Consider the following 21,069-nt stretch of genomic DNA (forward strand, 5'->3'; position numbering starts at 1 on the left):
GGCCGGTCCGGCTGGGCCGTCCCTGGACCGTGCGAGGGTGCCCGAGGCCGGCCGAGGCGACCGACGGCGGCGGACGAGCCGCCGCGCGCAGCCGCGAAGCCCCAGGTCAGGGCGCCCGGGGCATACGCGTTTCCGCCCAAGGGTGGCCGTACGGCAAGATGGGGTGTATCTGCCCACTGCCAGATTCAAGCTGCCGGACGGTTTCTCTTGGCTGAGTTCATTTACACCATGCGCAAGGCGCGCAAGGCGCACGGCGACAAGGTGATCCTCGACGACGTCACCCTGAACTTCCTCCCCGGAGCGAAGATCGGCGTCGTCGGCCCGAACGGCGCCGGTAAGTCGACCGTGCTGAAGATCATGGCGGGGCTGGAGCAGCCGTCCAACGGTGACGCCTTCCTCTCGCCCGGCTACACGGTCGGCATCCTCCTCCAGGAGCCTCCGCTCAACGAGGAGAAGACCGTCCTGGAGAACGTCCAGGAGGGCGTCGCCGAGATCAAGGGCAAGCTCGACCGGTTCAACGAGATCGCCGAGCTGATGGCCACCGACTACTCCGACGCGCTGCTGGAGGAGATGGGCAAGCTCCAGGAGGAGCTGGACCACGCCGAGGCCTGGGACCTGGACGCCCAGCTCGAGCAGGCCATGGACGCCCTGGGCTGCCCGCCCGGCGACTGGCCCGTCACCAACCTCTCCGGTGGTGAGAAGCGCCGCGTCGCGCTGTGCAAGCTGCTGCTGGAGCAGCCCGACCTGCTGCTGCTCGACGAGCCCACCAACCACCTCGACGCCGAGTCGGTGAACTGGCTGGAGCAGCACCTGGCCAAGTACCCGGGCACCGTCGTGGCCGTCACCCACGACCGGTACTTCCTGGACAACGTCGCGGGCTGGATCTGCGAGGTCGACCGCGGCCGTCTGCACGGCTACGAGGGCAACTACTCCAAGTACCTGGAGACCAAGGCCGCCCGTCTCAAGGTCGAGGGGCAGAAGGACGCCAAGCGGCAGAAGCGCCTCAAGGAAGAGCTCGAATGGGTTCGCTCCAATGCCAAGGGGCGGCAGGCCAAGTCCAAGGCCCGTCTCGCGCGGTACGAGGAGATGGCCGCCGAGGCCGACAAGATGCGGAAGCTGGACTTCGAGGAGATCCAGATCCCGCCGGGCCCGCGCCTGGGCAACGTCGTCGTCGAGGTCGACAACCTCACCAAGGCCTTCGGTGACAAGGTCCTCATCGACGACCTGAGCTTCACCCTGCCGCGCAACGGCATCGTCGGTGTGATCGGCCCGAACGGCGCCGGCAAGACGACCCTGTTCAAGATGATCCAGGGGATCGAGGAGCCCGACTCCGGTTCGATCAAGGTCGGCGACACGGTCAAGATCTCCTACGTCGACCAGAGCCGCGAGAACATCGACCCCAAGAAGACGCTGTGGGCCGTCGTCTCCGACGAGCTGGACTACATCAACGTCGGCCAGGTCGAGATGCCCTCGCGCGCCTACGTCTCCGCCTTCGGGTTCAAGGGGCCGGACCAGCAGAAGCCGGCCGGTGTGCTCTCCGGCGGTGAGCGCAACCGCCTGAACCTCGCGCTCACCCTCAAGCAGGGCGGCAACCTGCTGCTCCTCGACGAGCCCACCAACGACCTCGACGTCGAGACGCTCTCCAGCCTGGAGAACGCGCTGCTGGAGTTCCCCGGCTGCGCCGTCGTCGTCTCCCACGACCGGTGGTTCCTGGACCGCGTCGCCACCCACATCCTCGCCTACGAGGGTGACTCCAAGTGGTTCTGGTTCGAGGGCAACTTCGAGTCGTACGAGAAGAACAAGATCGAGCGGCTCGGCCCGGACGCCGCGCGTCCGCACCGCGCCACCTACAAGAAGCTGACCCGGGGCTGATCTTGCGGCATCTCTACCGCTGCCCGCTGCGCTGGGCGGACATGGACGCGTACGGCCACGTCAACAACGTGGTGTTCCTCCGCTACCTGGAGGAAGCCCGTATCGACTTCCTGTTCCGCCCGGACAAGGACTTCCGGCAGGGGTCCGTGGTGGCGCGGCACGAGATCGACTACAAGCGGCAGCTCGTCCACCGGCACCGCCCCGTGGACATCGAGCTGTGGGTCACCGAGATACGGGCCGCGTCCTTCACCCTCGCCTACGAGGTGAAGGACGACGACCTGGTCTACGTGCGCGCCTCGACGGTCATCGTGCCGTTCGACTTCGAGGCGCAGCGGCCGCGCCGTATCACCGACGAGGAGCGCGCGTTCCTCAAGGAGTACATGGACGACGCGGCCGAGCGGGGGGCCGGCGCCGCATGACCGTGCTCCACCTCGCCGACGAGACGGAGGCGGCGGACCTCGCCGCCTTCCTCTCCCGGCTGCTCCACTACGACCGGTCGGCCGCGGTGCGCCTGCAGGCGGCCGGCACCGCGCTGGCCGTGTTCGGGCGGCCCCCGTCGTTCGAGGTGCTGGCGATCCGCGCGGTGCGGCTGGCCAAGCCGTACGAGAACGGGCTGGACATCACCCTCGACGTCACCGTCTCCGCCGGTGAACTGCTGGAGTCCGTCGACGAGGCGGGCGCCACGGCCGCCGTGCCGGCCGCGGTGACCGGCCCGCCGTGGGCGGGCGTGCTGCCCCCGCGCGGCGGCTGGCGGCGCGAGCCGGGGCTGCCGCGGGTGGCCGAGCTGCGCGCGCTGGTCGGCGCGGCCGTCGCCGAGTTCCGCACCCGGACGCAGGAGCTGACCGAGGAGGCACGCACCCGCGCCGAACTCGACCGCATCGGGCGCGACATCTGGTCCCGCACCGTCGGGGAGACCCGGCTGCCGGTGCGGGCCGTGCACGCCGCGCAGTCGCTGGGGTTCCTGCGGGCCGGTGAGGGCGCGCCGGAGCCGGCGCTGTTCTCCTCCGGGGCGTGGCTGCGGCTGCGCACGCCCTACGGGTCGGTCGCCGTCCGTACGGCCGGACCCGGGACCCTGGGGGGGCTGGGCGCGCTCGGAGTCAGCGTGCGCTGACCCTCTCCCGGGTCCACTCGTCTGCGGTACGACCACGGCGAGGCCCGTCTGCGGTGCGACTACGGCGAGGCCCGTCCGCGGTACGCCACGGCGAGGCCCGTCCGCGGGCCGCCGCGCTCGCCGCACCGTCACCCGTCGCCGCAGCCCCGCCGTGCTCGCCGCACCAGCGCTCGTCACCCGTCGCCGCAGCCCCGCCGTGCTCGCCGCACCGCTGCCCGGCGCTCGTCGCCGCGGCCCGCCGGGGGTTCTTGCACGGCGGCTTACTTCTCGGCGTCGTGGTCGTCCGGCCAGACGCCGATGTGGTCGCTCTCCAGTTCCAGCGCCACCCGGTCGCGCATGCCGAGGGCGCGGGTGTACTCCGCGGGCAGTTGCAGGCGGCCGGCGCGGTCCAGCATCGCGTACTCCCGCGCGACCACCGTCTCGTGGCCGGTCGTCGCGTCCACCTCGCTGCGCCGCAGCACCTCCGTGGACGTACGGCCGTCCCGGATGGCGACCGTGCGGCGGACCTCGCTCGCCACGGCCTGGTCGTGGGTGACGATCACGATCGTGGTGCCCAGGTGCTCGTTGGCCGTGCGGAACGCCGCGAAGATCTGTTCCGCGGTGCCGGAGTCGAGCTCGCCGGTGGGTTCGTCGGCGAGCAGGACCGCCGGGTCGTTGGCGAGGGCCACGGCGATGGCGACCCGCTGCTGCTGGCCGCCGGACATCTGGTGCGGGTGGCGGTCGCGGCAGTCGGCGACGTTCAGCAGCTCCAGCAGTTCCAGGGCCCGTTGGGTGCGGGCGCGGCGGCGGGCGTGCGCGCGGTTGCCGCTGAGCTGGAGCGGCAGGGCGACGTTCTGGGCCGCCGTCAGGTAGGGCAGCAGGTTGCGGGAGGTCTGCTGCCAGACGAAGCCGACGACCTCGCGGCGGTAGGCGAGACGGTCCTTCGCGGTCATCGCCAGCAGGTCGTGGCCGGCGACGCGGGCGGCGCCGGCGGTGGGGGTGTCCAGGCCGGCGAGGATGTTCATGAGGGTGGACTTGCCGCTGCCGGAGGCGCCCACCAGGGCCATGAGCTCGCCCTCGCGGACGAGGAGGTCGAGGCCCTGGAGCGCCTGCACCTCCACTCCGTCGGCGGTGAAGATCCGCACCAGACGGTCGCAGCTGATCAGGGCGTCGTGGCCGTAGGCGGGCGCGCTGCGGGCGGCCGCGGCCTTGTCGGCGAGGTCGCTGAGGGTGGGGTTCGTCGTCATCCGGCGTCTCCTGGAAGGCTGTCCGGGGGTGCGGTGCGCGGGAGGGCTCCGCCACGGCGGCGGGACTGCCCGCAGCCGTGCCGCCCGGGTCGCCCGCAGCCGTCGTCGTCGTATCGGACCTCGGGTCGTCGGCTCATCGGGCGTCTCCCACCCGCAGTTCGCGTACCGCGCCCCGGCGCCCCGTCCACCAGGCCTGGAGGGCCGCGACGCCGACCGCCGCCGCCAGGACCGCCGTGGCGGGGACGGCCAGGGACAGGGCGTCGGTGTGCAGGGCCGCCGTCGCGCTCGCGGCCGGGCTGGTGGCGAGGGCGATCGTCGTCAGGTCGATGCCGGGGGACAGCAGACGGATCGCCGCCCAGGCGGTCAGCGCGCCGCCGGCGGTGGCGAGGACGGCCTGGGGCAGGGACTCCAGGACGAGCAGGCGGCGGGACTGGGCGCGGGTGAGGCCCATCGTCCGCAGCCGGGCCAGCAGCGCCGTGCGTTCCGGGGCCGCGCGCAGCAGGGACAGCAGCAGGGCGAGGACGGCGTACCCGGCACCGGCGGCGACCGCGGCCCCGTAGACGCGTTCCGCGCCGGACTGCAGCGGCGAGTCGACGTACCCGGCGCGCACGGCGGAGCGCAGACGGACGCTCGCGGTGGGGCCGGCGGTCCGCTCCAGGGCCGTCGCGTCGATGCGGTCGCCGGTCAGCAGCAGCGCCGCCGGCCGGGCGGCCTCGGGGGTGAGGGCGCCCCGGTCCACGACGAGGAAGTTGTCCCCGGGCACCGCCGGGGTGCGCTCCCGTACGGCCGTGACGCGCACGGTGATCGTGCTGCCGTCGTCGAGGCGGACGGGGAAGGGCCGGGTGCCGTAGGTGCGGGCGACGGACGGGGAGGCGAGGGCGGGCAGGACGGCTCCGGAGGCCTGCGGGGCGCGCAGGTCGGCCGCCGGGACCGGGCCGAGGCCGGTGCGGGTGGTCAGCGCGGCGTAGCCGGCCGGGGAGACGCCCGCCACCGGCAGGGAGGCGGGGTTGTCGGCGGCCGTGGCCTGGTAGGAGATGCTGACCTCGGTCAGGTCCCGCACTCCGGGCACGCGCCGCACCCGCTCGGCCAGCCCGGCCGGCAGGAAGCTGCTGGTCTGCACCTCGACACGGGCGTCCGCGCCGACCGCGAGCAGCGCGGCGTGGTCGCGGGTCTCGCCCACCCCCGCGAGCACCGAGCCGCCGAACGCGGCGGTGGTCAACGCGGTGAGCAGGGCCAGGAGGGGCAGGACGGCCGACGCGGAGGAACGGCCGGCGCGGGCCAGGGACAGCGGGCCGACCAGGCCGCGCAGCCGGCCGGCCGGGCGGGCCAGCCGGCGCAGCGGCCACGGGTAGAGCCGCACCAGCACCAGCGCCGCGATGACCCCGACCAGCACGGGCGCCGCGGCCACCAGCTGCCCGCCGTCGCCGCCCTGCCGGCGCAGCGTCTCCACGGCGGCGGCCGCGGCGGCCAGCACGGTGAGTTCGGCGACGGTACGGCGCCGGGAGGGGCGCCGTGTCGTGACGTCCTGGCGGCCGGTGTGGACGCGGACCACGCGGTGCGCGGCGACCGCCCGCACCGGCAGGGCGGCGCAGGCGACGAGGGTGACGGCGAGGGCGGCGGCCAGGGCGGGCAGCAGCCGGCCGCCGGGCACGGCGAGGACGGCGGCGGCCAGGCCGAGCGCCCCGGCGGGCACGGCCACGACGGCCGTCTCGGCGAACAGCCGTCCCGCGAGCCCGCGCAGGGAGGCGCCGCGGGCGCGCAGCAGGGCCAGTTCGGTGCGGCGCCGGTCGGCGGCGAGACCGCCCGCCATGGCCAGGATGACGGCGGCGACCGTGCCGGTGCCGAACGCGGCGACGGCGACGAGCGGGGCGACGCCCGAGCGCAGGCCGTCGTAGGAGGTGAGGATCCGGTCGAGGTCGGTGTCGGCGCCGGCCTCCGGGTCGACGGCGGTGCGGATCTCGCGCAGGGCGGGACCGGCCTCCAGGGCGGCGACCGAGGACTTCAGCGCGGCCACGTCCCGGCCGTGCAGGGCCTCGGTGTCGGGCGCGAACTGCCAGTAGCGCATCGGGGCTCCGCGCGCGCCGAGCAGCGCGGGGGCCGCGTCCGGCGGGAGCAGGACGGTGCCCAGCCAGTAGCGCATCGGGTCGGCGCCGTCGCCGGGCACGGGCTTGAGGGTGGGGCTGCGCAGCAGGCCGTCGGACGACCAGTAGGCGCCCCGCGGGGTGCGGGGTTCGACGATGCCGGTGATACGGACGGTGAGCGGGGCGCGCCGGACGGCGGGCACGTGCAGCACGTACCCCACCTTCACGTGCAGGGCCTTCGCGGTCTCCGTGGTGACGGCGCCCTCGACCTCGGTGGTCGCCGCGGTCACCGTGCCGCCGGCGCGGGGCAGCCGGCCCGCCTGCAGCCGGCCGTGCTCGGCGAGGCCGGCCTGGGCGACGAGGAACACGCGCGCGGGCAGGCCGTTGGGGCGCGGCAGCCAGGCGTCGGGCACCTCCAGCTCCTCGAACGTGCGCGCCCCGTACGTCGACTCGGCGCGGTCCACGGCGAGCGGCGCCCGGACCGTGGCGAGGATCTTGCGGTACTGGGTGCTCAACGGGCCGGGGCGCAGGGCCTGTTCCAGCTCCTGCACGGAGCCCGCGCCCTCGGGCACCGGCGCGGTCACCCACAGGGTGCTGCGGCCGGGGGTGGCCCGCTCGACGGCGCGGGTCAGCCCGCCGTCCTCGTAGCGGTCGACGGCACGCGGGAACGCGGCGGCCAGCGCGGCCGTCAGCGCCACCAGCAGCGTCAGCGCCACGGCGGCCCCGGGGGCGGCCCGCAGCCGGGTGCGGATCCAGGGCGCGGGGACGCGGGGTGCCCGGCGGCCGGTCGGGGAACCGGAGGGCACCCGGCGGCCGTTCGTGGACTCGGCCGGCACCCGGCGGCCGTTCGGCGGCTCTGCGGGCGTCCGGCGGGGGCCGGACGGCGTACGGTTCGCCGGCATCTCACTCACCTCCCTGTTCCCGCAGCGCCGACGCCGGGTCCGCGCGGCGCAGCGACAGGACCGCGGAGACGGCGAGCGGGACGACGGCGACGGCCGCGAGGAGGACGGCGACCTGCCCGGCGGGCAGCCGGACCAGGACCTCGGGCAGCGGCCGGGTCGCCTCGGAGGTCAGCAGGATCAGCGGGATCACCGCCCGGGTCAGGACCGTGCCGAGCCCCGCGCCGACCGCGAGCGCCAGCACCACCAGCACCCCGTGCTCGGCGGCGATCATGCGGGCCAGGCGACGGCGCGGGGCGCCCAGCGCGCGCAGCACCGCGAACTCGGCGTCCCGCTCCCGCAGCGCACCGGCCGCGCTGACCGCGAAGCCGACCGCGGCCAGCGCCGCCGCGACCACGGCCGCCGCGGCGAATGCGGCCTCCGGGCCGGCGCCGAAGGGGTCGTCGCGCAGTTCCTCGGCGAGCTCGGCGCGCACCACGACCTGACCGGGGTCGATGTCGGGCCAGGCCCGCACGGCGGCGGCCACCTCGGCCGGGGCGCCGGTCGCCAGCCACCACTCGGTGGGCGTGACGCTCGCGCCGTATCGCGCCTGCAGCACCTGGTCGACGGCGCGCAGGTCCACCAGCAGCGCGCCGCCGCCCTCGGCGTCCGCGGTGGTGGGCAGTTCCCGCACCGTGCGCACGATCCGCACCGGCACGCTCACCCCGCCGAGGACGGCGTCCACCCGCTGCCCGGTGCGCGCGCCGGTCGCGGCGAGGAACCGGTCGGTGGCCACCCCGGTGAGCTCGGGCGTGGCCGGCTGTGCCACCCGCAGCCGGACGGTGACCGCGCCGGACAGCCAGCGGTCGCCGGCCGGCAGGTGGCCGGTGGAGTAGGTGACGGTGGGCGGGGCGCCGGACACCAGGCGGGGCCGGGTCGGCAGGGCGCTGTCGTCGGGGCCGGCGGCGGCGCCGTCGGCGCGCGAGACGCCGGTCCAGGCGGTGGGCAGGGCCAGCCGCCGGGCGGTGCCGTCGGTGCCGGTCGCGGTCAGCTCGTCCAGCGACAGCCGGTGCTCTTCGGAGACGCCGTGAGGCTGGGCGATGACCAGCTGCACCCCGGTGAGGGTGAGCGGGCCGCGGGCGCCGCCGAGGTCGGGGACGAGCGGGTGCGGGCGGCCGTCGGCGGGCAGCCGGCCGGAGGGCAGCTGGTACGGCACGCCCCAGCGGTCCTCCAGGGTGAGCGTCACGTCGGCGCCGCCCTCCGGGTCGGAGCCGTGCAGGGTCGCGGTCAGCCGCAGCCGGGCGGTGCCGGCGGGGACGGTCACGCCGGCCGACGGCCGGGCCGGGGCGAGGCCCGCGAGCAGCGGCCGCACCGGCCGGTCGGCCAGGTCGTCGCGCAGCAGCAGGGTGCCGGCGGCGTGCGCGGTGTCCAGGGCGAGCACGGTCGCGGTCCGGTTGTCCGACAGCGGCAGAGCGGTCCGTACGGCGGGCGCGGCGGCCGTGACGCGGGGGAGCGCGGCGAGCTGCTCGGTGCGGGCCGGGCCGGGATCGCCCGCGGCGCTCACCCGCACGGGGGCGCCCGCACGGAAGTCGGCCTGGTCCCGCTGCGAACGGTCCCAGGAGGCGCCCTGGCCGATGGCCAGCATGCCGAGCGCTACGGCGAGCACCAGCAGCAGCATGGGGCCCGCGCCGCGCATCGGGCGGCGGCTGAACTGCCAGCCCGCCAGCGCGGTCGCCAGCCCGCGCCCGCCGGTCGCGCGCCGCTCGGCGAGCCGGGCCACCGGCGGCAGCAGCCGCAGGGTGAGCACGGTCCCGGCGAGCAGGGCCAGCGCGGGCGCGGCGACCAGGAGCGGGTCGATGCCGAGGGCGCCGGTGCGGTCGCCGCTGACGGCGCCGCGGGCGGACAGCTGCCAGTAGGCGACGCCCGCGATCACCAGCAGCCCCAGGTCGGCGCCGGCCCGGACCGCGCCGGGCAGCGGCCGCGCCCGTCCCGTCCGCCGGCCGCTCGCGGCGAGCGCGGGCACGGTGACGGCGAGCGCGCAGCCGAGCGCGACGCCCGCGGCCACCAGCCACACCTGGGCTGTGCCGGCCGCGGGCACGTCCAGGCGCAGCCCGATCCGGGCGAGCGGGCCCCGCGCGGCGAGCAGCCGGGTCAGTGGTCCGGCGAGCAGCGGCGCGCACAGCGCCGCCGGGACGGCCGGCAGCAGCGCCTCCAGCGCGGCGAGGCCGGCGAGCCGGGCGCGGGAGGCGCCGCGGGCCAGCAGCAGCCGGGTCTCGGCCGCGCGTTCGGCGCTCAGCAGCCGGGCCACCAGCAGCAGCGCGCACGCGGCGAGCAGCGCCAGCTGGAGCGCGACGATCAGCAGCGTCGAACGGGACACCAGCAGCGAGCGCTCGGTGCGGTCCAGGACGCCCGGCAGCGAGGTGACCGCCGTGGTCGCGCCCGACAGTTCCGGGGCCCGGTGGACGGCGGCGCCGGCATGGGCCGCCGAGGAGCGCAGCGCGTCGATGCGGGCGGTCGTCAGGGTGGCGAAGTCGGCGGAGACCACCCAGGCCGACGGCCCGGCGCTGACCGTGGTGCCGGCCAGCACGCGGGGGTCGGCGAGCAGCGGGCCGTAGGTGGTGAAGTCGGTCTTCTTCACGCCGCGGCCGCCGACGTCGTCCAGCCGCCAGTACGGGGCGGCCGCGTCGGCGGGCCGGTACACGCCGGTGATCCGCACGGTCACCGGTCTGCCGCCGAAGCGGTCGGCGAGGGTGAGGCGGGTGCCGGGGCGCAGGTTCAGCCGGCGCGCGGCCGCCTGGGGCAGCGCCGCCTCGACGTCGGGGGTGCCCGCGCGGGGGGCCCGGCCGTCGGTGAACCGTATCTGCGAGGGGTCCAGCGCGGCGAAGTGCGTCAGATCGGGGTCCCCGGACCGCTCGGCGGGCGGCTGCAACGAGCGGGGCAGCGCGTACGGGCCGGACCGCACCAGCGTCCGCACGCTCACCGGCAGCCCGTCGAACGCGGTCCGCGCCGCCTGTCGTACGGCGGTGCCGGCGGCGGCGCGCCGGGCGGCGGGGACGTCGGCCTTGACGACCAGCGCGGCGTCGGCGGCGTTGGCGGGCTCGGCCAGCGCGTGGCGCAGGGCGGCGTCGCCGATCGCGCCCGCGTACGCGGTCAGGCCGGCCAGGACGGAGGTGGTGAGCAGGACGGTGAGGAGCGCCGCGGCGAGCAGCACGCGGTGCGCCCGGGCCCGCAGCAGCACGAAACCCGACAGCCCCCCGAACCCCGCCACCCCCGGCCCCCCGCCGTTGTTGTCCAGACCTCTCGGCGATGCTGTCAGAGCGCGCGGGCCGGGGTAAGCGGTTGTGAACGCAGCTTGACCGGATTGTGACCGGAATCCGGCGTCGTACGACCGGAATGCGGGAGGAACCGGATCGGGAGCGGGGGCTCAGCTCGGTGCCGGGGTTGCCGTCGGTGCAGGCGGTGGAGGTGGTGCCTGCGGTGCAGACGGTGCGGGCGGTCCCGTCGGTCCGGTCAGTCCGGGGTGTTGATCATCGAGGCCGCGGCGTACGTGAGGTAGTTCCACAGCGTGCGCTCGTGCTCCTCGGACAGGCCGAGCTCCTCCACGGCGACCCGCATGTGCTTCAGCCACGCGTCGTGCGCGGCGCGGTCCACGGTGAACGGCACGTGCCGCATCCGCAGCCGCGGGTGGCCGCGGCGCTGGCTGTACGTCGTGGGACCGCCCCAGTACTGCATGAGGAACAGCGTCAGCCGCTCCTCGGCCGGGCCGAGGTCCTCCTCGGGGTACATCGGCCGCAGCAGCGGGTCCTCGGCCACCCCCTGGTAGAAACGGTGCACCAGCCGGCGGAAGGTGTCCTCCCCGCCGACCTGCTCGTAGAACGTCTGCTCCTGAAGCGTGCCGCGCCGAATCTCTGTCACGTCCCCATGGTCTCAGACGCGCCGACCGAGGCCGGAAGTCTTAGGACCGGGGTAGGCGAGCCGGCGCGGAGCGCCCGGTCGGGACCCCGGCGAAGCCGACCATGACTCACCCGGCGGAGCCGATCCGGACCGGCGCCCGCCGGACGCGGCCGGGCGGACCCCGGCACAGCCGCCGATCCGGACCGACCCCGGCGGAACCGCCCCGGCGGGGAGCTGCGGCGTTCGCCTTGGGCGGGTGGGGGCCGCACAGTGGAGGCATGGGTGGTCATGGGGGTGATCAGGGGCTCGCGGAGCTTGCCGGGCAGGCGCGGGAGGCGCTCGTGCGGGAGATCGAGCTGAGCGGTGCCTTTGCCGGGGACACCCGCTGGCGGAAGGCGTTCGCGGCGGTCCCACGCCACCTGTTCGTGCCCATCTACCACGTCGTCGGCCTCGGCGGCTACGAGCGCCGCTGGGGCGAGCACCCCGACCCCGCCGCCCGCGAGCGCTGGCTGCGCGGCGCCTACGCCGACGAGCCCCTGGCCACCCGCCTGCGCGACGGCGTCCTGCTGTCCTCCAGCAGCCAGCCGTCCCTCATGGCGGCGATGCTGGTCGCGCTGCGGCCGGGCGACGGCGACCGGGTGCTGGAGATCGGCACCGGCACCGGCTACAACGCCGCGCTGCTCGCCCACCGGCTCGGCGACGAGAACGTCGTCACGATCGACCTCGACCCGGACATCACCGAGTCCGCCCGCCGGCACCTCGACGCGGCCGGTCACCACCCGGTCGTCGTGACCGGCGACGGCGCCCGCGGGGTGCCCGAGCACGCCCCCTACGACCGGATCATCGCCACCTGCGCGCTGCCCGCGATCCCGGGCGCCTGGCTCACCCAGTGCCGTGCCGGCGGCCGGATCGTCACCCCGTTCGCCACCGGCGTGGCCGCGCTCGACGTGCGCGGCCCCCATCACGCCGAGGGCCGCTTCCTCGCCACGCCCGCCTACTTCGTGCCGCTGCGCGGCGCACCCCGGCCCATGGCCCAGCCCCCGCACCTGGCGGGACTGCCGCGCCGGGCCCGGGAGAGCGAGCTGTTCCGCTTCCTGCTCGCCCTCACCCGCGGCAGCCTCGACCCCGAGGAGGCCTGCGCCCTGTGGGAACGCGAAGGCATGCCGACGCGCGAGCGCTACGGCCTCACGGTCGGCGGCGAGCGCGCGTGGGCGTGGCTGGACGACCCGGAGGGGCCGTACGTGTGGCCCCTCCCGGAGTCCGGCCGGCCGCTGCCGGGCGGCGGCTAGCCGCGGCGGATGGTGATCGTCGTCCAGGCGCCCACGTGCACCCGGTCGCCGTCCTGCAGCGGGACCGGCACGAACGGCTGGATCGGTTCCTCCGACCCGTTGACCGTCGTCCCGTTCGTCGAGTTCTGGTCGACGACCGCCCAGGTGCCGTCGGGCTGCTGCACCAGGACCGCGTGCTGGTGCGAGACGCCCGGGTCCTCCGGCGGCACCGACAGGTCGATGTCGGGCGTCTCGCCGGTGGAGTGGCGGCGACGGCCGATGGTGACCTGGTTGCCGGTGAGCGTGCGCTGCTGCTCGGGCGAGTACGCGGGCAGGTTCAGCCCCGCGGCCTCCGGGCCGGAGCGCTGCATCATCGCCATGAAGTACTCGCGGTCCGGGCCGATCGTCGCCGTCCAGGTGGCCGGCGCCTGCGGCTGCTGCGGGAAGCCGGGAGCGGGCGGGGCCTGGGTGGCGCCGGGCTGCGGGTAGCCGTAACCGCCGGGCGCGCCGCCCGGACCACCGGGACCGCCGTGACCGCTCGGGCCACCGGGACCGCCGTGACCACCCGGACCGCCCGGGCCACCGGGGCCCGAGGGCGGGGAGATCACCCAGTCGTCCTCACCGCCGCCGAACGACGGCCCGGACGGGGCCGGCGGAGCGGGCGGCGCCGAGGGACCGGCGCTCTGCGGGAACGCCGAGGGCTGGAAACCCTGCGGGGCACCGGGACCACCAGGGCCGCCGGGACCGCCCGGGGCACCCGGAGCCGTGCCGGGACCGGCGGGCGGCGTCGGGCCGGGCGGCGGCGGGACCGGGCGGGACGGGTCGCCGCCGAAGGGGGAGGGGGTGCCGGGGCCGCCCGGGCCACCGGGACCGTTCGGTCCGCCGGGGGCACCCGGGCCGCCCGGACCACCGAAACCACCGGGACCGGAGGGACCGCCGTGCGTCAGGGGACCACCGGGACCACCGGGACCGCCGGGCCCGGACGGACCACCGGCACCGAACGGCCCACCGGGGCCACCCTGTCCACCCGGGCCACCGGGACCGCCGGGCCCGGACGGACCACCCGCGCCGAAGGGCCCGCCAGGGCCACCCGGGCCACCGGGACCAGCCGGACCGCCGGGCGCACCCGGACCTCCGTGACCACCCGGGCCACCGGAACCGAAGGGACCACCGGGACCACCGTGCGCCCCCGGCCCACCGGGTCCGCCCGGCCCCGACGGCTCGCCGCCGAACGGCGGGCCCGGCGGGATCGGCTCGGCCGGCCGGTTGACCTGGGACGGGCGTGAACTCTGGTAGTCGAAGGAGTCACCCGCGCCGTAGGACGGCCCGGGCGGCTGCGGGAAGCGCGGCGCGGCCGGTGCCGCGGGGCGCGGCGGGGCGGCCGGGGTGTAGGTGGTCGCCGTGTTGGTCAGGAAGTTCCACCGGCACTCCTCGCAGAACGGCGCCCCGCCCTCGCGCGGCGTGCGGCACTGCGGGCACAGCTCCGGTTCGGCGTCGGGCACCGCGGACAGGTGGCGTCCGTCGGGCCGGCCGCCCGGTGCGCCGCCCTGCTGGGCGCCGGGCGGGGGCGGCGGGAAGCCGTAGCCGCCGCCGGGGGCCGGCGGCGGGGGAGGCGGGGGCGGAGGTACGGCACCGGCCATGCGGTGACCGCAGACCTCGCACCAGTCGTCGGAACCCGACTGGTGTCCGTTCGGGCAGGTCGGCATGTCGGTGCGTCCCTTCGTTCCTGCTGGGTCACGTCATCAGTGGTCGGCGGCGGTCGTCAGTGGTCGTCCGTGGTCGCCGACGGTCGTCGGCGAGTCACTTCTTCACCCGAACGGTCTTTGTCGATCGGGTTTCGAGCGTCATCTCGTCCGCCTCCGCGACCTTCGCCTTCAGTCGCACAGTACCGGTCGCCGCGTCGACCACGTCCACCACCTTCGCAAGCAGTTTCGCAGTATCTGCGTTCCCGGAGGCGCTCGCGAGCTGAACGGCCCGGCCCAGTTTGGCCGTTGCTCCATCGAAATCGCCCGCTTTGCGAAGATCCAGCCCCTGTTGGATGACCTGGGCCAGTTCGGCCTGCCCGGTGTAGTGGGCGACCTGCGGGTTGAGGGAGGTGGAGGCGGCCATGTCGTCGGTCCACACGGCCCGTACGAGTCCCTGCGCGCCCAGGTTCTGCGCGCTGCCGTCGGGTTGGGGGATCACCAGGGACACCCGCGTGGCCAGCATCTCCTGGCCGATGTTCGCGGCCGGGACCTCCACGCACAGGTGGTAGTCGCGCGACTCGTCGCCCCAGGACCCGGTGGGGTAGTCACCGGCGCGCGGGCCGGCCTCGGTGCGGCGGGAGGTCAACTCCTCCACGGTCGGTGCGACTTGCTTGACGAACTTGATGGTCGTGCCCACCGGCGTCCACACCCGCAGCGCGACGTCGGCGACCTCCTTGCCCATCGCCGTCTCCATCATCCGCGTGAAGTCGGCGGCCAGGCCCGCCGGATCGGCGACGATGTCGGCCGTGCCGAGCAGGGCGGAGGCGATCCCTGTGACTTCTTTCACTTCCCAGTCGGTGCCCACGCCCCGGGCGTCACAGGTGAACCGCCCGGCGCAGTGGTCGAGGGCGGCCTTCAGCTCGGCGGGCGACTCGTGCTCGTTGCGGCCGTCGGTGAGCAGGATGGCGTGACGGATGGCGACGTCCGCCGAGGACAGCAGCCGCTCCGCGAGCCGCAGCCAGGTCCCGATCGCCGTGCCGCCGCCCGCGCCGAGCCGGCGCAGCGCGTGCTTGGCCTGCTCACGGGTGGTGGCGTCGGCGACCGCGAGCCGCCCGCCGCCCGGGTAGACCTCCTGGGCGACGTGCGTGCCGCCGATCACCGCGAAGTGCACCCCGTCGCGCAGGGTGTCGATCGCGGCGGCCGTCGCCTCGCGGGCGTTGCGCATCTTGGCGGGCGGGTAGTCCATCGACCCGGAGCAGTCGACCATGACCGCCACCGCCGCGGAGGGCCCCTGCCCGGCGCCGAACAGGTGCGGTGCGCTCACCGCGCCGCCGACCGTGCCCCCGCCGGTCGCGGTGACCGTGACGATCGCGTTGACCTCGCGCCCGCCCTCCGGCAGGTACTCGTTCTGGTACACGTCCACCGAGAACTGCGGCACCGTGGACTTCGAGAAATTGGCCATGCCTGTTCGCATCCCCCTCGAACACCCGTCGGGTGTGGACCGGACGCGGACCGGTCCCCTCCGGCCCGCGAGCTTCCCCGTACGAGGCCGGCCCCGGTGGTCCGGTACGCGGCCTCAGGCCGATCCTGCCCCCTGCGGCGGCGCGGGGAACGGCACGACGGCCACTGTTACGTTGTCGTGGCCCCCGCCGTCCAGGGCGTGGCCGACCAGGACCTGGGCGCCGTGCAGCGGGCGCACGGCGGCGTCGAGGGGGACCACCCGGGCCATCTCCTCGGCCGCCTCCGCGTAGTTCCACAGCCCGTCGGTGCACACGACGACCACACCGGGCCGGTCCGGCTTGTAGCCGGCGGTGTGCGGCTCCAGCTCGTAGGCGTCCGCGCCGAGCCAGCCGGTGATCGCGTGGGCGCGCTCGTCGGCGTACGCCTCCGCCTCGCTCATCAGCCCGGCGGCGACCATCTGCGCCGCCCAGGAGTCGTCCTCGGTGAGCCGGGCGGGGGGCGCGGTGCGGTCGGCCGGCACCCAGTACACGCGGCTGTCGCCGACCCAGCCGACGACCAGCAGGTCGTTCGTCACCACCGCGCCGACCAGGGTGCAGGCGGGCGCGTTCTGGTGCGGGGCGTGCTCGCGGGCCGTCTCCGGCTCGTCCGCCAGCGCGTTGACGGCGTGCGCGGCGGCCACGATCGCGTCGTGCATCGCCTGCTGCGGGTGCGTGCCGCGCGGCAGGGCGGCCAGCAGCGACTCGCCGGCCGCGCGGGACGCGGCGAGGGAGGCGTCGTCGGGGCGGGTCGCGGAGGACACGCCGTCGCAGACGATCGCCACGGCGGCGGGGGAGCCGTCGGGCAGCGCGGTGTGGCCGACGGTGAACGCGTCCTCGTTGCGGTGGTGGCGCAGCCCGCGGTCGCTGACGGCGGCCACCGGTCCGCACTCCTGTTCCATGTGGTCGCGTTCGCGCGGCTGGGCGTGGCCGCAGTTCTCGCAGTAGCCGTCGCTGTCCACCCGGCCGGCCCGGCACGCCACGCACACGGAGGCCTCCTCCGCGGCCGCGGCCGCCTCGGCGGCGACCCGCGGATCGGGCGCCTGCAACGCGTATTCGTCGGGCTCACCGGACCCACCGGGCCGGTCGAAACGGACGCCGGCGGCGGGCGCCCCGGGCGCGGCGGGCGCGGGAGGCACGGCGGAGGCCGGGGCCGCCGGGGGAGCGGCGGGCGGCTGCGGCGGTACGCCGGCGCCGGCGGACGACGCCTGCGGCGGTACGGCGGGCTGCGCGCCGGGCGCCCCGGGAGCCGGTACGGCGGGCGGTGCGCCGGGCGCCCCCTGAGCCGGAGCCGGAGCCGGAGCCGGAGCGGCGGGCGGCGTGGCAGGCGTCCCGGGAACGTGACCCGGTGCGGCAGGGGGCGGGGGCGACTGCGGTGCCTGGCGCGGCAGTTCGCCGCCCCCGGAGTCCGTGCCGGGCAGGTCGGTCGGCAGATGGACCGCCGGTGGGGTGCCCGAGCCGTCCGGTGAGGCCGCGTGCGGCCACGCGGGCGCCGCACCCGGGCCGGGCCGCCCCGGCGCCGCGCCGTGCATCGCGATCGTCGGCTGGTCCTGCGGCGGCGCCGGCACGGCGGACAGGTCGTATCCGCACGCACCGCAGAAACGGTCGCCCGACTCGAGCGGCTCCGCGCAGCTCGGGCAGTTCGACAGGGCTGCCTGCTGGGGCATCTGCGACATCAACTACACCCACGTCCGGGGGCGGTAACGGTTGGCACGTTCCACCAGGTCGATCCTCTCCTCGCCGCCGGGCGCGAGCCGGGCCAGCGTGCGGTACGAGCGCTCCAGTCCGAAGCGCAGCCCGCGTTCGTCCAGTTCGCTGCCGAGCAGCACCCGCCGGGCGGCCGGCGTGCCGCCCTGGCCTTGGGAGAGTATCCAGTCCAGGGCGCAACCGAGCACTTCGGTGGCCAGTTGCTCGCGCCGCCCGGGGTCCAGGCCGTACGCCTGGAGCGCCTCGACCTGCGCGGCGGCGGCCGTGAGATCGTCCAGGAAGGCGCTGTCGCCGGCGGCCGGCGTCCGCTGCCGCAGCCGGGCGCGGACCGCCGCCACCCGGGCGGCGGTGTAGTGGATGGACGCCTCCGGCACCGACTCCAGCGTCCCCACGGCGGCGGCGCGGTCACCGGCCGCCAACTGCACCCGCGCCAGGCCGAACGCGGCGCTGACATGGCTCGGATCGCTCGCCCACACCAGCCGGTAGTACTCGGCGGCGTTGTCCAGCTGGCCCAGCACCTCCGCGCACAGCCCCAGCGCCAGCTTGGGCGCGATCTCGCCGGGGAAGGCGTCGTAGACCGCGTCGAAGGCGAGGGCGGCGTGCTCGAAGTCGCCGGTCACCAGGGCCGCGACGCCCCGGTACCACACCACCCGCCAGTCGTCGGGCCGTTCGTCCTCCAGCGCGTCCAGTGCCGTGCGGGCGGCGTCGAAGTCGCCGTTCTCCAGCCAGGCGCGCACCTGCCGCAGCCGGGTCTCCACCGAGGGGGCGGGCGCGGCGGCGAGCGCGTGGAGCAGCTCGGCCGGCGCGGAGGTCATCAGGCCCGCGAGGAAACCGGCGTTCGGGTCGCCCGGGTCGACGTGCGGGACGGGCAGCGCGAGCGCGGCGGACGGCGTGTGCACCGGCTTGACCAGGGACGCGGCGGCGCTCGCCGCGGGGGTCTGCGGGGCCCGCCGGCCGCGCAGCGCCCGCGCCCCGAGCCGTGACACCTCGCCCTCCAGGCGCGGGAACAACTCCGTGTCGGTGACCTTCACTTCCGGGCCGAACAGCGTCGACAGCGCGGGCCGCGCCCGGCCCGTCTGCAGCGACACCACCTCGCGCAGCACCCCGGTGAGCTGCTCGGCCATCTCCTGCGCGGAGGCGAACCGGCGGGCCGGGTCGGGGTCGGTGGCCCGCACCAGCAGCCGGTAGAAGGACTCGTAGCGGCGGAAGACCTCGATGGTGTCCGGGTCGGGCAGCGAGTCGGCGTAGACGGTGGTGTAGCCCTGGAAGTCGAAGGTGAGGACGGCCAGCGTCCGCCCGACGGTGTACAGGTCGCTCGCCACGGACGGGCCGACGTCGGCGACCTCGGGCGCCTGGTAGCCGACCGTGCCGTAGATCGCGGACTCGTCGTCGTCCATGCGGCGCACCGCGCCCATGTCGATCAGCTTGAGCTGGTCGTCGGTCTGGATCGCGTTGTCGACCTTGAAGTCGCAGTACAGCAGGTTGCGGCTGTGCAGGTGGCCGAGCGCCTCCAGCGCCTCGATGCCGTACGCGCAGGCCTGCTCCACCGGCAGCGGGTCGCGCCGGCCGTCGGGTGTGCGGCGGGCGTTGGCGATCTCCTTGAGGGATTTGCCGCCCAGGTACTCCATGACGATGTAGCCGTCGAGGGAGCCGGTGCGCTGGTCGAGGTGCTCGACGAAGTTGTAGATCCGCACGATGTTGGCGTGCTCGATCTCCGCGAGGAAACGCCGCTCGGAGATCGCGGCGGCCATCGCGTCCTGGTCGCCGGTGTCCAGCAGGCCCTTGAGCACCACCCAGCGGTCCGCGACGGCCCGGTCCACGGCGAGGTAGATCCAGCCGAGCCCGCCGTGCGCCAGGCAGCCCACGACCTCGTACTGGCCGTGCACCACGTCCCCGGCCTTCAGCTTCGGCACGAACGAGTAGGGGTGACCGCACTTGGTGCAGAAGCCCTCGGTGCGGCCCGCCCGCTCCCCGCGCGCCCGGCCGACCGGCGCGCCGCAGTCCGAGCGGGAGCAGAACCGCTTGCGCTCGGGCACCTCCGGGTTGTCCAGCACCATCGCGCGCGGGTCGGGCCGCGGCACGGCCGGCACGGTGACCAGGCCCGCGCCGAGGCGGGAGCGGCCGGAGGAGGCGGCACCGGAACCGGAGCTGCGCACCGACACCGAGCGGCCGGCCGACGTGCCCGGCAGGGACCGCGACAGGCGGCCCGACACCGAGCGCCGCGACTTCGACGACTGCGAGGAGGTACGCCCGCTGCGGGCGCTGCGGCTGCCGGCGGAGCCCTTGGAGCCCCGGCCGCCCGCGGTGATCCCGGTCGGGGCCGAGCCGACCAGGCCCTGCGAGGACACCACCGGCGCGAGCCCGCACGTGTCGCAGTACAGCTCGCCGCCGCCGACGTCCTCGTAGCTCCCGTCGCAGCCCGGCCGCTGACAGGCCTGTCCCGCACGGCTCATGACGACTCCCCCCTGACGTCCTGCGGCCCGCCCCGCTGCTCCGGACCGCCCTGCGCCGGCCCGTTCTGCTGCTGCGGCACGCGCGGCGCGGCGAGCGCCTCGGCGGCCGCCTGCTGGTAGCGCAGCACCGCCTGTTCGGCGGCGCGCAGGTCGCAGGGCGCGCTCCACAGCATGCGGCGCGCCTTCTCGTACCGCTCGACCAGCAGCGGGTCCTCCGCCAGCCCGTGCCGGGCCACCTTCGCCTTGTACGCGTCGAGCCGGCCGCGCAGCTCCGCGCGCACCGCGAGCGGCGCGGTGACCGCGGTCAGCGACTCGCGGGCGCGCAGCAGTTCGTCCTCCGCGCGCTGCTCCAGCGACTCCAGCAGCGGCGACAGGCGGTGCCACTGCGCCTGCCGGCGGTACTCGGCGGCCGTGGCCAGCTGTTCCTGCAGCACCGTCGGCGGGCCGCTGACCACCGGCACCTCGGTCGCCGCGATCTTCGCCAGCACCTCGCCGCGCGCGGTACGGGCCTCGGCGAGCGTGCGGTCCGCGCGGGAGAGCACGTCCCGCAGCCGCACCAGCCGCTTCTCGGCGTCCTGCCGGACGGTGAGCACGGCCTCGATCTCCCGGCGCACCTCCTCCAGAGCGCGCGCCTCACGGTCGTAGACGGTGGTGTCGGGGCGGCCCCCGCCGGGCGCCGAACTGCCCTGCGCGGGAAGCCAGTACGCCAGCGGGTCACTGACCACCTCCTCGCGCAGCTTCGTCAGCGTGCGCGTGATGCGCTCCAGGTCGTCGCCGGCCGGGTGCTCGCCGGGGCGCACCCCGACGGAGTGCGCGAGCTGCCGGGTGCGCTGGAGTTCGGCGGCGAGTAAATCGATGCGGGCGGGCAGCGCCGACCACACCGCGTCGGCGGCGACCACCATGTCCAGGCTCGAGGCGTACAGCTCGTTCATCCGGTCCACCAGCGCCGCCAGCGAGAACCGCTCGCTCAGCAGCCCGGAACCGCCGTGGAGGGTCGGCGCGTTGGCGGTGGCGGCCGCGGCGCCGGAGACGGTCACGGACTCGCCGCGCAGCAGCTCGGTCAGCTCCACCAGGTCCTCGCGGCTGGACCAGCGGCGCCGGGAGCGGATCTCGCGGGCGTTGCGCAACGCGGCCGTGTAGGCGTCGAAGTACGCCCACAGCAGCGTGATCGACGCCTCCGTGGCGATCCAGCGCTCCTTGGTGACGCCGGTCAGTTCGGCGCCCTCCAGCAGCCTGCGGCCCGCGTGGTCCTGCAGGGCCAGCAGCGACGTCTCGATCGCCTCGTGCTCCTGGCCGAGCCGCGCCAGCGCACGGTCCACCTCGTCCCGGTCCATCACCGGCCCGGCGGGGTCCGTGACGCCCATCGATCACCTCTCGCTGCTGTGTGGGTTCCTGCTC

General features: G+C 76.0%; 13 protein-coding genes. 4 read left to right on the forward strand and 9 right to left on the reverse strand.

Annotated features, from left to right (window positions below; translation table 11 throughout):
* The first annotated feature begins 207 nt into the window (after positions 1-207).
* From ettA to ACF1AL_RS01440, 3 genes are read left to right on the forward strand one after another with little or no spacing between them, the layout of a single operon-like run.
* Positions 208-1,872, forward strand: coding sequence for an energy-dependent translational throttle protein EttA (ettA, locus tag ACF1AL_RS01430; protein WP_366834457.1), 1,665 nt, complete (start codon positions 208-210; stop codon positions 1,870-1,872).
* Between the two features lie 2 nt (positions 1,873-1,874).
* Positions 1,875-2,291: a thioesterase family protein gene (locus ACF1AL_RS01435; protein WP_366834458.1), complete on the forward strand. Its 417-nt coding sequence runs from the start codon at positions 1,875-1,877 to the stop codon at positions 2,289-2,291.
* Positions 2,288-2,983 (forward strand): hypothetical protein, encoded by a 696-nt coding sequence (locus ACF1AL_RS01440; RefSeq protein ID WP_391825296.1) that lies wholly within the window; start codon positions 2,288-2,290, stop codon positions 2,981-2,983. The genes ACF1AL_RS01435 and ACF1AL_RS01440 overlap by 4 nt, the downstream gene beginning before the upstream one ends.
* A gap of 260 nt (positions 2,984-3,243) precedes the next feature.
* Here ACF1AL_RS01440 and ACF1AL_RS01445 read toward each other — a convergent pair whose 3' ends face one another.
* The 4 genes from ACF1AL_RS01445 to ACF1AL_RS01460 form a co-directional block, all read right to left on the reverse strand.
* Positions 3,244-4,209 (reverse strand): ABC transporter ATP-binding protein, encoded by a 966-nt coding sequence (locus ACF1AL_RS01445; protein WP_391825297.1) that lies wholly within the window; start codon positions 4,207-4,209, stop codon positions 3,244-3,246.
* A 133-nt stretch (positions 4,210-4,342) separates the two neighbouring features.
* On the reverse strand, positions 4,343-7,192 hold the full coding sequence (locus ACF1AL_RS01450; protein ID WP_391825298.1) for an FtsX-like permease family protein: 2,850 nt from the start codon (positions 7,190-7,192) through the stop codon (positions 4,343-4,345).
* Between the two features lies 1 nt (position 7,193).
* Positions 7,194-10,436, reverse strand: a complete 3,243-nt coding sequence (locus tag ACF1AL_RS01455; RefSeq protein ID WP_391825299.1) for an FtsX-like permease family protein — start codon at positions 10,434-10,436, stop codon at positions 7,194-7,196.
* A 242-nt stretch (positions 10,437-10,678) separates the two neighbouring features.
* On the reverse strand, positions 10,679-11,083 hold the full coding sequence (locus tag ACF1AL_RS01460; protein WP_391825300.1) for a globin: 405 nt from the start codon (positions 11,081-11,083) through the stop codon (positions 10,679-10,681).
* A 257-nt stretch (positions 11,084-11,340) separates the two neighbouring features.
* Between ACF1AL_RS01460 and ACF1AL_RS01465 the strand changes: the two genes are divergently transcribed.
* Positions 11,341-12,351 (forward strand): methyltransferase domain-containing protein, encoded by a 1,011-nt coding sequence (locus ACF1AL_RS01465; protein ID WP_386582999.1) that lies wholly within the window; start codon positions 11,341-11,343, stop codon positions 12,349-12,351.
* On the opposite strand, the gene ACF1AL_RS01470 is transcribed toward ACF1AL_RS01465, so the two are convergent.
* The 5 genes from ACF1AL_RS01470 to ACF1AL_RS01490 form a co-directional block, all read right to left on the reverse strand.
* Complete coding sequence (locus ACF1AL_RS01470; protein WP_391825301.1) at positions 12,348-14,036, reverse strand: FHA domain-containing protein; 1,689 nt, start codon at positions 14,034-14,036, stop codon at positions 12,348-12,350. The genes ACF1AL_RS01465 and ACF1AL_RS01470 overlap by 4 nt on opposite strands.
* A gap of 94 nt (positions 14,037-14,130) precedes the next feature.
* Positions 14,131-15,477, reverse strand: a complete 1,347-nt coding sequence (locus tag ACF1AL_RS01475) for a VWA domain-containing protein (RefSeq protein ID WP_391825436.1) — start codon at positions 15,475-15,477, stop codon at positions 14,131-14,133.
* 114 nt (positions 15,478-15,591) lie between these two features.
* On the reverse strand, positions 15,592-17,187 hold the full coding sequence (locus ACF1AL_RS01480) for a PP2C family serine/threonine-protein phosphatase (protein WP_391825302.1): 1,596 nt from the start codon (positions 17,185-17,187) through the stop codon (positions 15,592-15,594).
* 3 nt (positions 17,188-17,190) lie between these two features.
* Entirely contained in the window at positions 17,191-19,671 is a 2,481-nt protein-coding gene (locus ACF1AL_RS01485) for a tetratricopeptide repeat protein (protein WP_391819012.1), read from the reverse strand.
* The gene (locus ACF1AL_RS01490) at positions 19,668-21,035 is read right to left on the reverse strand and encodes a hypothetical protein (RefSeq protein WP_391819014.1); all 1,368 of its coding nucleotides are present in this window, start codon (positions 21,033-21,035) and stop codon (positions 19,668-19,670) included. Before ACF1AL_RS01490 ends, ACF1AL_RS01485 begins: the two co-directional genes overlap by 4 nt.
* Between the last annotated feature and the right edge of the window lie 34 nt (positions 21,036-21,069).

The organism is Streptomyces sp. NPDC014801 (genome assembly GCF_043082085.1).
In the GTDB taxonomy this organism is placed as follows: domain Bacteria; phylum Actinomycetota; class Actinomycetes; order Streptomycetales; family Streptomycetaceae; genus Streptomyces.

Bases quoted from the DNA above. Each gene is read 5' to 3' on its own strand.
- ACF1AL_RS01440 (WP_391825296.1), top strand. From the start codon at position 2,288: ATGACCGTGCTCCACCTCGCCGACGAGACGGAGGCGGCGGACCTCGCC.
- ACF1AL_RS01445 (WP_391825297.1), bottom strand. From the start codon at position 4,209: ATGACGACGAACCCCACCCTCAGCGACCTCGCCGACAAGGCCGCGGCC.
- ACF1AL_RS01450 (WP_391825298.1), bottom strand. From the start codon at position 7,192: ATGCCGGCGAACCGTACGCCGTCCGGCCCCCGCCGGACGCCCGCAGAG.
- ACF1AL_RS01465 (WP_386582999.1), top strand. From the start codon at position 11,341: ATGGGTGGTCATGGGGGTGATCAGGGGCTCGCGGAGCTTGCCGGGCAG.
- ACF1AL_RS01470 (WP_391825301.1), bottom strand. From the start codon at position 14,036: ATGCCGACCTGCCCGAACGGACACCAGTCGGGTTCCGACGACTGGTGC.
- ACF1AL_RS01475 (WP_391825436.1), bottom strand. From the start codon at position 15,477: ATGGCCAATTTCTCGAAGTCCACGGTGCCGCAGTTCTCGGTGGACGTG.
- ACF1AL_RS01480 (WP_391825302.1), bottom strand. From the start codon at position 17,187: ATGTCGCAGATGCCCCAGCAGGCAGCCCTGTCGAACTGCCCGAGCTGC.
- ACF1AL_RS01485 (WP_391819012.1), bottom strand. From the start codon at position 19,671: ATGAGCCGTGCGGGACAGGCCTGTCAGCGGCCGGGCTGCGACGGGAGC.
- ACF1AL_RS01490 (WP_391819014.1), bottom strand. From the start codon at position 21,035: ATGGGCGTCACGGACCCCGCCGGGCCGGTGATGGACCGGGACGAGGTG.